The organism is Lelliottia nimipressuralis (assembly GCF_041464075.1).
GTDB classification, from domain to species: domain Bacteria; phylum Pseudomonadota; class Gammaproteobacteria; order Enterobacterales; family Enterobacteriaceae; genus Enterobacter; species Enterobacter nimipressuralis.
Window position 1 is genome coordinate 4448930 of sequence record NZ_CP167172.1, and the last position, 12436, is coordinate 4461365.

The following is a 12436-nucleotide window of genomic DNA, read 5'->3' on the forward strand; positions in this document are numbered from 1 at the left end:
CCTTACTCGCGCCAGAATGTTGGGGTGAACAGCACCAGCAATGTGAATACCTCAAGACGCCCGAACAGCATATTGGCAATCAGGATCCACTTCGCTACCGGATTCATGCTGGCAAAGTTATCCGCCACCACGCCAAGCCCCGGCCCAAGGTTATTGAGCGTTGCTACCACGGAAGCAAACGCCGAGAAATCATCAACGCCGGTGGCGATAATCGCCAGCATGCTGACGATAAAGACCAGCGCGTAGGCAGAAAAGAAGCCCCACACCGCTTCGAGAATACGTTCCGGCAGCGCGCGGTTGCCAAGCTTAATGCTATAAACCGCATTCGGGTGTACCAGACGTTTCAGTTCACGGTTACCCTGCTTGAACAGCAGCAGAATACGGATGACCTTCAGGCCCCCGCCCGTGGACCCCGCACAGCCGCCGATAAAAGCAGAGCACAGAAGCAGTACCGGCAGGAACAGCGGCCAGCGGGCAATGCTGTCCGTGGTAAAGCCCGCCGTCGTGGCCATCGACACCACCTGGAAGAAAGCCTGGTTAAGGGTCATCACGGCCGAGCTGTATACATCGTGGAACCACAGCACCAGCGTACAGATGATGACCAGCGTCAGTTGCACGCCGATAAACATTCTGAACTCTGGATCGCGCCAGTAGACCCTTAGGCTGCGCCCACTCAATAAAGAGAAATGCAGGCCGTAGTTACAGCCGGAGATCAGCAAGAAGATAGCAATAATGGTGTTGATAGTCGGGCTATCGAAATAGCCCACGCTGGCGTCGTGAGTCGAGAACCCGCCAATCGCAATCGTGGAGAAACTGTGGCCAATCGCATCGAAGGCAGGCATCCCGGCAAACCACAGGGCCAGCGCACACGCGACGGTCAGTAACACGTAGATGAACCAGAGCGTTTTTGCCGTCTCGGCAATACGCGGACGCATCTTGTTATCTTTCAGGGGGCCCGGCATTTCAGCGCGATAGAGCTGCATCCCACCGACGCCCAGTATCGGGAGAATCGCCACGGCGAGGACGATGATCCCCATACCGCCGAACCATTGCAGCATCTGGCGGTAAAAGAGAATGGCATGCGGTAGCGAGTCCAGCCCCACCAGCGTGGTCGCACCCGTGGTCGTTAACCCGGAAAAGGATTCAAAAAACGCGTCGGTCACGGTCAGATTCGGCTGTTCCGCGAAGATAAACGGCAGCGCACCCACGCTCCCCAGCACGGTCCAAAACAGCACCACAATCAGAAAGCCCTCGCGGGACTTCAGCTCGCCCTTCTCACGACGGTTAGGCCACCAGAGGATTGAACCAATCACCAGCGCGGCGAAAAAGGTCTGCGTGAACGCACGCCCCGCGCCGTCCCGATAGATAAGCGCTACCAGCCCTGGGAGGATCATCGTCCCGGAAAAGAGTATGACCAGCAGTCCAACAATTCGGGTTATGGCACGAAAATGCATCTCTGCCGTTCCTTTGGTATTCAAAAAGTAAGGTGGGGATTATTCTTCAATCGGCAGTAATTGCAACGCACCACGACTAAAATCAGCCAGTTTTGCTGAAAAAGCCGCCAGTTCCGCCTGAGGAAGCGCCACGCGTAATTGTACCTTCGCCTGGTAATCACTCTGCACAATCACGCCGTTAACGTTTTTAAGCAGCGTTTCGATGCCAGATAACTGAGCGTAATCACACAACAAAGTATATTCGGTAAGTGGCGTTTTGCGGACCGTCTGCAACAGATTAAGCGCCTGCTGCACTCCTCCGCCGTAGGCTTTTACCAGCCCACCGGTTCCTAACAGGATGCCGCCGTAGTAGCGAACCACCACCGCGGTGATCTCCCCGACGCCGCTTCCCATCAACTGAGAGAGCATCGGTTTACCCGCTGTTCCTGCGGGCTCACCATCATCAGAAAAGCCAAGCTGTTGCGAATCATCCGGCGGACCGGCGACCCACGCCACGCAGTGGTGGCGGGCATCAGGATGGTCTGCGCGAACAGATTCAACAAAGGCTTTCGCCGCCTCCACGCCGTCCGTATGGGCCAGCAGCGTGATAAAGCGGCTCTTTTTGATCTCTTCGACGAAGGTGACCGGCTCAGCCGGTATCAGCCAGCTGTCCATCACGCCAGTTTCTGATCTCGCGTCATGTTCTCGATGCTGTTTTCGTGAATCACCACGTTGTCTTCGATACGAATGCCACCAAACGGTTTCAGCGCTTCAATTTTCTGCCAGTTGAAGTGTTTGCTGAACGGGCCTTCACGCCACGGCTGCAGCAGAGAGTCGATGAAGTAAATGCCTGGCTCAATGGTCAGCACCATGCGCGGTTGCAGCACACGGGTGCAGCGCAGGTAAGGATACTTCGACGGCGCGGCCAGATGCGTGCCGGTATCATCCTGCATAAAGCCAGCCACATCATGAACCTGCAGGCCCAGCGGATGACCAATCCCGTGCGGCATGAACGGCCCGGTGAGATCGTTTTCCACCATCGCCTCTTCGCTCATATCTGTCAGAATCTGATGTTTACGCAGCAGTTTGGCGATGCGCTGATGGAATTGAACGTGGTAATCGACGTAGCTGGTACCCGCCTTCAGGGTGCTGATAAGCGCCAGCTGTTCGTCATTCACGTCTTTGATCAGCTGCGCGAAATCCGTATCGGCGTTCGCCGCCCAGGTACGGGTCAGATCGGCAGCATAACCGTTGTATTCAGCGCCCGCATCCAGCAGGAAACTGCGCATCTCGGCCGGCGCGCGGTGATCCAGTTTTGTATAGTGCAGCACGGAAGCATGCTCATTCAGCGCCACGATGTTGCTGTAAGGCACGTCCGTATCACGATGGCCGGTCGCCGTCAGGTACGCCTGATTAATGTCGAACTCGCTCATCCCGGAAAGGAAGGCTTCCTGGGCCGCCTGATGACCGTTCACCGCCGTTTTCTGCGCTTCGCGCATGCAAGAGAGTTCGTAGTCGGTCTTATACGAGCGGTAATAGTGCAGATAATCAATCACGCCTTTCGGGTTGATGTTATCCGCAGAAATATCCAGACCCCGAGCACGCTCCGGTACCGGACCGATATACCCGATGTTGCCACGCGCAGCAGGCAGCTGGCTGCCGATACCGTCGGCTTTTGGCAGGGCAATCACATCCACTTCTTCGGTCCAGAAGCTGGTCGGCAGCGGCTCGACGTTGTGCCAGTAATCGACCGGCAGATAGAACCACAGTTTCGGCTTGTTCACGCCATCCACCAGCAGCCAGCAGTTGGGAACCTGCGTCACCGGCACCCAGGCTTTGAACTGCGGATTTACCTTGAAGGGATACGGATGGTCATCCAGGAAGACGTTGACCAGCTCACCAGAGTGAATAAGCAGCGCATCGAGCTTAAAGCGGGCCAGTACATCGCGGGTACGTTCCTGTAACGTAACAATATGATTTTTATAAAGTGAGGCCAGTGAGTCCATCATTCTTCCTTTCTTTATTGAGCTCAAGTCTTCGCATCTTAGCACACCTCGCTTTTACTGCGTCATTTCCACCGAGCGTGATCAATGCAGCATTTATTTAATGAGTGATTTGCATTTTATTAACATAAATTCCACACTCGACTTCATCTGGTATGACCAGATCCAATTGCTGGATTCAGGAGACTGACATGCTCTACAAAGGCGACACCCTGTACGTAGACTGGCTGGAAGATGGCATCGCCGAACTGGTGTTCGATGCCCCCGGCTCAGTCAACAAACTCGACACCGCGACGGTGGCCAGCCTCGGCCACGCGCTGGATGTCCTCGAAAAACAATCTGATTTGAAAGGGCTGCTGCTGCGTTCTGAGAAAGCCGCCTTTATTGTCGGTGCCGACATCACCGAGTTCCTCTCCCTGTTCCAGGTGCCGGAAGAACAGCTCAGCCAGTGGCTGCATTTTGCCAACAGCGTCTTTAACCGCCTGGAAGATCTTCCTGTTCCCACGATCTCGGCCGTCAACGGCTACGCGCTGGGCGGCGGCTGCGAATGCGTGCTGGCGACAGACTATCGTCTCGCCACGCCGGATCTGCGCATCGGCCTGCCGGAAACCAAGCTGGGCATCATGCCGGGCTTTGGCGGTTCCGTACGTATGCCACGCATGTTGGGCGCCGACAGCGCGCTGGAAATTATCGCTGCAGGTAAAGACGTAGGCGCAGATCAGGCGCTGAAAATCGGCCTGATTGACGGCATCGTGAAGCCGGAAAAACTGCGCGACGGTGCGATCAGCATTCTGCGTCAGGCGATCAATGGCGATCTCGACTGGAAAGCCAAACGCCAGCCGAAGCTTGAGCCGCTGAAACTCAGCAAAATTGAAGCCACCATGAGCTTTACCATTGCCAAAGGCATGGTGATGCAGACCGCCGGAAAACACTATCCGGCACCGATCACCGCCGTCAAAACCATTGAAGCCGCCGCACGCTTTGGCCGCGATGACGCGCTTAAATTAGAAAACCAAAGCTTCGTGCCACTAGCGCACACCAGCGAAGCGCGCGCGCTGGTCGGCATTTTCCTCAACGATCAGTACGTGAAAGGGAAAGCCAAACAACTCACCAAAAACGTTGAAACGCCAAAACACGCGGCGGTACTCGGCGCAGGCATTATGGGCGGTGGGATTGCCTACCAGTCGGCCTGGAAAGGCGTGCCGGTAGTGATGAAAGATATCAACGAGAAATCCCTGACGCTGGGCATGAACGAAGCGGCCAAGCTGCTCAACAAACAGCTTGAGCGCGGCAAAATTGACGGACTGAAGCTGTCGGGTGTGATCTCAACCATTCAGCCAACGCTGGAGTACACCGGTTTTGACCGCGTAGACATCGTCGTTGAAGCGGTCGTCGAAAACCCGAAAGTGAAAAAAGCGGTACTGGCAGAAACGGAAGAGAAAGTGCGCCCGGATACGGTTCTGGCGTCCAACACCTCGACCATTCCGATCGGCGAACTGGCAAGCGTTCTGAAGCGCCCGGAAAACTTCTGCGGCATGCACTTCTTTAACCCGGTCCATCGTATGCCACTGGTCGAAGTGATTCGCGGGGAAAAAACCTCCGACGAAACCATCGCCAAAGTGGTGGCGTGGGCCAGCAAAATGGGCAAAACCCCGATTGTGGTGAACGACTGCCCAGGCTTCTTCGTCAACCGCGTGCTCTTCCCGTACTTTGCCGGATTCAGCCAGCTGCTGCGCGACGGTGCGGATTTCCGCAAAGTCGACAAAGTGATGGAAAAAGTATTCGGCTGGCCAATGGGCCCGGCGTATCTGCTCGACGTGGTCGGCATTGATACGGCGCACCACGCGCAGGCTGTGATGGCCGCAGGTTTCCCACAGCGGATGCAGAAAGATTATCGCGACGCCATCGATGCGCTGTTCGACGCCAGTCGCTTTGGGCAGAAAAACGGTCTGGGTTTCTGGCGTTATAAAGAAGACAGCAAAGGCAAGCCTAAGAAAGAGGACGATGCTGCCGTTGAAGATCTGCTGGCTGGCGTCAGCCAGGCAAAACGTGATTTCAGCGACGAAGAGATTATCGCCCGCATGATGATCCCGATGGTCAACGAAGTGGTGCGTTGCCTGGAAGAAGGCATTATCGCAAGCCCGGCAGAAGCAGATATGGCGCTGGTCTACGGCCTCGGCTTCCCTCCGTTCCACGGCGGTGCGTTCCGCTGGCTGGATACGCTCGGCAGCGCAAAGTATCTCGACATGGCGCAGCACTATCAGCATCTCGGGGCGTTGTATGACGTGCCGGAAGGCCTGCGTAATAAAGCGCGTCATAACGAACCGTATTATCCCCCAGTTGCGCCCGCCCGTCCGGTTGGCGAGCTGAAAACGGCTTAAGGAGTCACAATGGAACAGGTTGTCATTGTCGATGCAATTCGCACCCCGATGGGCCGTTCGAAGGGCGGCGCATTCCGCAACGTGCGCGCGGAAGATCTCTCCGCGCACCTGATGCGTAGTCTGCTGGCGCGTAATCCTGCGCTGGAAGCGGCTGCGCTGGATGATATTTACTGGGGCTGCGTACAGCAAACACTTGAGCAGGGTTTTAACATCGCCCGTAACGCTTCCCTGCTGGCTGAAATCCCGCATTCGGTTCCGGCGGTCACCGTCAACCGTCTGTGCGGTTCGTCAATGCAGGCGCTGCACGACGCGGCTCGCATGATCATGACCGGCGATGCACAGGTCTGTATGGTCGGTGGCGTCGAACACATGGGCCATGTGCCGATGAGCCACGGTGTCGATTTCCACCCAGGCATGAGCCGTAACGTGGCGAAAGCCGCAGGCATGATGGGGCTGACCGCCGAAATGCTCTCCCGCATGCACGGCATCAGCCGCGAAATGCAGGACGCCTTTGCTGCGCGCTCTCATGCCCGCGCCTGGGCCGCCACGCAGTCCGGCGCCTTTAAAAATGAGATCCTCCCGACCGGCGGCCACGACGCTGACGGCGTACTGAAACAGTTCTACTTCGACGAAGTGATCCGCCCGGAAACCACCGTCGAAGCGCTCTCCACGCTGCGTCCGGCGTTTGACCCGGTGACCGGCACGGTGACGGCAGGCTCATCCTCTGCCCTTTCCGACGGTGCAGCGGCGATGCTGGTGATGAGCGAAAGCCGCGCTCGCGAGTTAGGCCTGAAGCCGCGCGCTCGCGTCCGTTCCATGGCCGTAGTGGGCTGCGATCCCTCGATAATGGGTTACGGCCCGGTTCCGGCGTCAAAACTGGCGCTGAAAAAAGCCGGTCTGACGGCCAGCGATATCGACCTGTTTGAGATGAATGAAGCGTTCGCCGCGCAGATCCTGCCGTGCATTAAAGATCTGGGGCTGATGGAGCAGATCGACGAGAAGATCAACCTCAACGGCGGCGCGATTGCGCTGGGTCATCCGCTGGGTTGTTCGGGCGCGCGTATCAGCACCACCCTTATCAACCTGATGGAACGCAAAGACGCTCAGTTTGGTCTGGCGACGATGTGTATCGGGTTGGGCCAGGGGATCGCGACGGTGTTTGAGCGGGTGTAATGAGAAAGCCGGGGGCGTTTCGCTCCCCGGCCTGTAACAGAATAAATGATTTAGTTGCCGTTTTTCCCGCCTGTCAGGGGCGGGTTTTTTATTTAGATAAACGCAAACGCATCGCCGAACAGGCGATCTTCCCGCGCATCACGCTCATGGCAGAACAGGTCTCGAGCAATCTTCGCCATCTCAAAACGCCCGGCAATATAAATATCGTGTCCGGCGAGCGTCCCGTGATCCTGCAATACCGCTGTCAGCACCGTACCTGAGCGCCCGCGCCAGCCCTCTTCCGGCTGCTCAACCACAGGCTCAACGCGCAGATTCGGGTGCGTTACGCTCAGTGCTTCCAGCTCGGAAAGATCGTAGAGATGTTTCTCTTCGCGACCGCCCCAGTAGATGGTGATGTCGCGGTCCGGGTTTTGCGCCAGCGCAGTCAGCAGAATCGAACGCACATAGGAGAAGCCCGTTCCCCCGGCAATCAGAATCAGCGGACGATCTTCGTCTTCACGCAGCCAGGCTTCGCCGTGCGGGATATCGACATTGATTTCACGCTCTTTCAGAATACGGTCCATCACTGCCATGGCATACAAGTTAAGCTCTGACGCACCAATATGCAGCTCAATAAATTCCTGCTCCGCTGGCGTAGACGCCATAGAGAAAGGGCGCTTATCACGTTCATCCATCACCACCATCAAATATTGGCCAGCGCGGAAAGAGAACGCCGCCTCCGGAACCAAACGGACGCGATATACGGTGTCGGTGATAGCATCTACCGAGGTCACTTTACAGCTTAAGGTTGTCATTCGCTCTCTCTGTCGGGAAGTCTATAGGGCTTAACGGTCAGACTCGGGCTTACCGTCATTCAATATGGCCAACTCGTCCCAAATCGCGTCAATTCGCGCGGTCACTTCAGGATCTTTTTTAATCGGGCGACCCCATTCACGCTCAGTTTCGCCGGGCCATTTATTGGTGGCATCCAGTCCCATTTTTGAACCAAGCCCAGAAACTGGCGAGGCAAAATCCAGATAATCAATCGGTGTATTTTCCACTAACACCGTGTCGCGCGCCGGGTCCATACGCGTGGTGATGGCCCAGATAACGTCATTCCAGTCGCGGGCATTGACGTCGTCATCACAGACAATAACAAATTTGGTATACATAAACTGGCGCAGGAATGACCACACGCCCATCATCACGCGCTTGGCGTGACCTGCGTACTGTTTCTTCATCGTCACCACAGCCAGGCGATAGGAACACCCTTCCGGCGGCAGATAGAAATCGACAATTTCCGGGAACTGCTTTTGCAGAATCGGTACGAACACTTCATTCAGCGCGACGCCTAATACAGCAGGCTCATCCGGCGGACGGCCGGTATAGGTCGAGTGATAAATCGCATCTTCACGCTGCGTAATGTGCGTAACGGTAAACACCGGGAAGCTATCCACTTCATTGTAGTATCCCGTATGGTCACCATAAGGCCCTTCCGGTGCCAGCTCGCCCTGTTCGATATAACCTTCAAGCACGATTTCCGCGCTGGCAGGCACTTCCAGGTCGTTAGAAATACACTTCACCACTTCGGTTTTGGTGCCACGCAGCAGGCCTGCGAAAGCGTATTCCGACAATGTATCAGGCACCGGCGTCACGGCGCCGAGAATGGTCGCCGGATCGGCACCGAGCGCCACTGAAACCGGGAAACGCTCGCCCGGATGCGCCGCACACCACTCCTGGAAATCAAGCGCACCGCCGCGATGCGACAGCCAGCGCATAATCAGTTTGTTTTTGCCAATCAGCTGCTGGCGATAAATACCGAGATTCTGACGCTCTTTATGCGGGCCACGGGTAACCGTCAAACCCCAGGTGATCAGCGGCGCGGCATCTTCAGGCCAGCACTGCATGATAGGGATTTTGGTCAGATCGACGGCATCGCCTTCGAGGATTTTCTGCTGGCACGGCGCACCGCGCAGGCGTTTGGTGGGCATATTCAACACCTGCTTAAACTGCGGCAGTTTGTCGAACAGATCGCGGAAGCCTTTCGGCGGCTCTGGCTCTTTCAGGAATGCCAGCAGTTTACCGACTTCACGCAGCGCACTGACATCTTCCTGGCCCATCCCCATCGCCACACGCTTAGGCGTGCCGAAGAGGTTGCAGAGCACCGGCATGGAATAACCTTTTGGATTTTCAAACAGCAACGCGGGGCCACCGGCACGCAGGGTGCGGTCAGCGATTTCTGTCATTTCCAGATAAGGATCAACAGGGAGCGTAATGCGTTTGAGTTCGCCCTGCTTTTCCAGCAGCGCCAGGAAGTCGCGTAGATCGTGGTATTTCATGCAGTTAGTCATGGCCTCTCTGTAAGCGCTTCATTATACGGCGTTCGTCATCATGACGCTGTAATTTTGTTAAATAAGCGTGAAGTTCTGCCTCAACTTCCGCTTTCGGCCATTATAATCACCTTAGCGATCCCTTCGGGGTTTTGATATGCTTGCGCCGCGAACAAAGGGAAAGAGTGATTATGCAAGCCTGGTATTTACTGTATTGCAAACGCGGGCAAATTCAGCGTGCGCAGGAACATCTTGAGCGTCAGGCAGTCAATTGTCTGATGCCTGTTATTACGCTCGAAAAAATGCTGCGCGGCAAGCGTACAACTGTCAGTGAGCCGCTGTTCCCTAACTACCTTTTCGTCGAATTCGACCCGGAAGTGATCCACACCACCACCATCAATGCCACGCGGGGTGTCAGCCACTTCGTGCGCTTTGGCGCGCATCCGGCCACCGTGCCGTCGACGGTGATCCACCAGCTTTCGGTCTACAAACAGCCGGAAGATATTACCGATCCTGAAACGCCGTTCCCCGGCGATAGCGTTGTTATCACCGAAGGGGCATTCGAAGGGTTTGAGGCAATATTTGCCGAGCCAGACGGCGAAGCGCGCTCCATGCTGCTGCTGAACTTCCTTAATAAACAGGTACGTCAGAGCGTCAAGAATACCGAATTCCGCAAGGTTTAAAACGTCACGCCGAACAGGCGACGAACGTTTTCATCCGTCTGTGCGTCCAGCCACTGCAATTCTTCGCCCCGCCAGTGCGCGATCCGCTCCACGATATGGCCAAGATAAGCCGGTTCGTTGCGTCGTGAGGCGGGTTTGGGCCGCATGTCGCGCGGCAGAAGGTACGGTGCATCCGTTTCGACTAACAGCCGATCGGCAGGAATAACCGGCAGCAGCTCGCGCAGCTCCAGTCCACGTCGTTCATCACACACCCAGCCGGTAATGCCCAGGTACAGCCCGCGATCCAGACACTCAATCGCCTCCTGGCGGGAGCCGGTAAAGCAGTGCAGCACCGCGCCAGGCAGCTTATCCAGCCAGGGTTCCAGCAGCGTCAGAAAACGTTCGTGGGCGTCGCGGCAATGCATAAACACCGGCATCCCGAGTTCTGCCGCCAGCGCCAGCTGCGCGGTAAACGCCTTCTCCTGCTCGGCAGGGGTAGAAAAGTTGCGGTTAAAATCGAGACCACATTCGCCAATCGCCACCACCTCTGGTGTTTTCGCCAGCGCATACAGCGTCCCGGCACTTTCATCATTCCAGTGGCTACTGTCGTGAGGATGTACGCCTGCGGTTGACCAGCAGTGCTCAAAGCCTTGCGCCAGCTGCTGCGCATGCTCGCTTTCCTGAAGGTTGGTGCCCGTCAGCAACAGTCCGTTGACGCCCGCGGCAAAGGCACGCGCCACCACCTCATCACGATCTTTGGCAAACTGCGAACTGGTCAGATTTAAACCGATATCAAACATGCTCTCTCCCATATGACAACCGCCCTGTCGGGCGGCTGGTTTTACTCTTCTGTCGGATTCTCTGGCTCATCTTCTTCGTCATCCCGTGAGCGACGTTTGCCCACATAGAAGCGCGAGAAGAACACGCCCACCTCAAACAGGCAGTACATCGGTATCGCCAGCAGGGTTTGCGAGAAGACATCCGGCGGTGTCAGCAACATCCCGACCACGAACGCGCCCACCAGCATATACGGGCGTTTCTTACGCAGATCTTCCGGCGTGGTGACGCCCATCCAGCAGAGCAGGACGATCGCGACCGGCACCTCGAAGGCCACGCCGAACGCCATAAACAGCGCCATCACAAAGCTTAGGTAGCTGGCGATGTCCGTCGAGACCTGCACCCCTTCCGGCGCGGTGTGCGTCAGGAAGCCAAAGGCCAGCGGGAAGACGACGAAGTAGGCAAAAGCCATGCCGATATAAAACAGCAGCGAGCTGGAGACCAGAAGTGGGATCACCAGCTTACGTTCATGTTTGTAGAGCGCTGGCGCCACAAACGCCCACACCTGGTACAGAATCACCGGCGCAGACGCAATCAGCGAGACCCAGAAGGTCAGTTTGATTGGCGTGAAGAACGGCGACGCCACATCGGTGGCAATCATCGTTGCACCCAGCGGCATCTGCTTAATCAACGGCGCGGAGACAACCTGATAGATGTCGTTAGCGAAATAGACCAGGCACAAGAAAATCAGGAAAACGGCAATAATGCAGTTTAACAGACGCTTACGCAGCTCAATGAGGTGCGTAATAAGTGGTTGAGTATCATCTACTGCCATGTTTACGCTTTATCACTCGACGAGGGGGCGGATTCGGAAACGGGCGCGGCGGCTTTTGCTTCTGCGGCTTTCGGTTTTACCTCAGGCTCTTGTGCAGGGACGGGCTCTTGCAGATCAGGGGCTTGCGATGGCGCACTGGCCTGATGCTCCGCTTCGGCAGGCGTAACGCCTTCGCGCTGAGCGTCGCTATCTTTTACCAGCGGATTACGAATAGTGTTCGCTTCATCGCTCGCTTTTTCAGGATCGTTGACGCTGTAAGAACGCTTCATGGACTCCGCAGCTTCACGCAATTCATCCATCGAGGCTTTTAGCTCAGGCGACAGATTATCCATGCTCGCCTTTTCAACCTTTTTCAGGCTGTCCTGAAACTCCTGGAGCTTGAGTTCCTGCGCCAGTTCATTTTGCACCGTCGTGGCCAGCGAGCGCAGCGCGCGTACCCAGCCTGCGACAGTTTTTACTGCCACCGGCAGACGTTGCGGGCCTAATACAATCAGGCCAATCACGAATACCAGCAGCAGTTCACCAAAACCAATATCGAACACGACTTACACCTGCTCTTTATCGTGGCGTTTAGCGTCTTCCTTTTTGGCTTCGTCCTGTTTGTCTGCGATGGTTTTAGCCGTGAAATCCGCGTCCTGGCTGGATTTTTCTTGCTTGTCTTCATCATCGCTGATGGCTTTCTTGAAGCCTTTGATGGACGCGCCAAGGTCGGAACCGATAGAACCGAGCTTTTTGGTGCCGAACAGCAGCACGACGATGACGGCAATGATTAACAATTGCCAGATACTGATACCACCCATACTACATCCTCGATAGATGATTAATTAATCAGGTTGCATTATACGTATGCAACCTGGCGATAG

12 protein-coding genes are annotated in these 12436 nt (G+C 56.0%); 3 read left to right on the forward strand and 9 right to left on the reverse strand.

Features of this window, described 5'->3' with window-relative positions; translation table 11 throughout:
• Positions 1-2: 2 nt before the first annotated feature.
• From trkH to pepQ, 3 genes are read right to left on the reverse strand one after another with little or no spacing between them, the layout of a single operon-like run.
• A complete protein-coding gene (gene trkH, locus ACB496_RS21335; RefSeq protein WP_100778474.1) occupies positions 3-1454 on the reverse strand; it encodes a Trk system potassium transporter TrkH in 1452 nt (483 codons plus the stop codon).
• A 39-nt stretch (positions 1455-1493) separates the two neighbouring features.
• Positions 1494-2108: an IMPACT family protein gene (locus tag ACB496_RS21340; protein ID WP_371975267.1), complete on the reverse strand. Its 615-nt coding sequence runs from the start codon at positions 2106-2108 to the stop codon at positions 1494-1496.
• Positions 2108-3439, reverse strand: a complete 1332-nt coding sequence (gene pepQ / locus ACB496_RS21345) for a Xaa-Pro dipeptidase (protein ID WP_107702654.1) — start codon at positions 3437-3439, stop codon at positions 2108-2110. Before pepQ ends, ACB496_RS21340 begins: the two co-directional genes overlap by 1 nt.
• Positions 3440-3627: 188 nt before the next feature.
• Here pepQ and fadB point away from each other — a divergent pair, with 188 nt between their 5' ends.
• Complete coding sequence (gene fadB, locus ACB496_RS21350; RefSeq protein ID WP_100778471.1) at positions 3628-5817, forward strand: fatty acid oxidation complex subunit alpha FadB; 2190 nt, start codon at positions 3628-3630, stop codon at positions 5815-5817.
• A 9-nt stretch (positions 5818-5826) separates the two neighbouring features.
• Positions 5827-6990: an acetyl-CoA C-acyltransferase FadA gene (gene fadA / locus ACB496_RS21355; protein WP_100778470.1), complete on the forward strand. Its 1164-nt coding sequence runs from the start codon at positions 5827-5829 to the stop codon at positions 6988-6990.
• Positions 6991-7082: 92 nt separating this feature from the next.
• Here the strand turns inward: fadA and fre are convergent, their stop codons facing one another.
• Entirely contained in the window at positions 7083-7784 is a 702-nt protein-coding gene (gene fre / locus ACB496_RS21360) for an NAD(P)H-flavin reductase (protein ID WP_100778469.1), read from the reverse strand.
• 30 nt (positions 7785-7814) lie between these two features.
• A complete protein-coding gene (gene ubiD / locus ACB496_RS21365) occupies positions 7815-9320 on the reverse strand; it encodes a 4-hydroxy-3-polyprenylbenzoate decarboxylase (protein WP_100778468.1) in 1506 nt (501 codons plus the stop codon).
• A gap of 170 nt (positions 9321-9490) precedes the next feature.
• Between ubiD and rfaH the strand changes: the two genes are divergently transcribed.
• Positions 9491-9982 (forward strand): transcription/translation regulatory transformer protein RfaH, encoded by a 492-nt coding sequence (gene rfaH / locus ACB496_RS21370; RefSeq protein ID WP_102105636.1) that lies wholly within the window; start codon positions 9491-9493, stop codon positions 9980-9982.
• Here the strand turns inward: rfaH and tatD are convergent.
• Genes tatD through tatA form a run of 4 tightly spaced genes read right to left on the reverse strand, consistent with a single transcriptional unit; the run spans position 9979 to position 12373 of the window.
• Positions 9979-10761: a 3'-5' ssDNA/RNA exonuclease TatD gene (tatD, locus tag ACB496_RS21375; protein WP_102105637.1), complete on the reverse strand. Its 783-nt coding sequence runs from the start codon at positions 10759-10761 to the stop codon at positions 9979-9981. The genes rfaH and tatD overlap by 4 nt on opposite strands.
• Before the next feature lie 41 nt (positions 10762-10802).
• The gene (gene tatC, locus ACB496_RS21380) at positions 10803-11573 is read right to left on the reverse strand and encodes a Sec-independent protein translocase subunit TatC (protein ID WP_100778465.1); all 771 of its coding nucleotides are present in this window, start codon (positions 11571-11573) and stop codon (positions 10803-10805) included.
• Between the two features lie 2 nt (positions 11574-11575).
• Entirely contained in the window at positions 11576-12115 is a 540-nt protein-coding gene (gene tatB / locus ACB496_RS21385; protein ID WP_102105638.1) for a Sec-independent protein translocase protein TatB, read from the reverse strand.
• Positions 12116-12118: 3 nt separating this feature from the next.
• Complete coding sequence (gene tatA / locus ACB496_RS21390) at positions 12119-12373, reverse strand: Sec-independent protein translocase subunit TatA (RefSeq protein WP_100778463.1); 255 nt, start codon at positions 12371-12373, stop codon at positions 12119-12121.
• Positions 12374-12436: the final 63 nt, after the last annotated feature.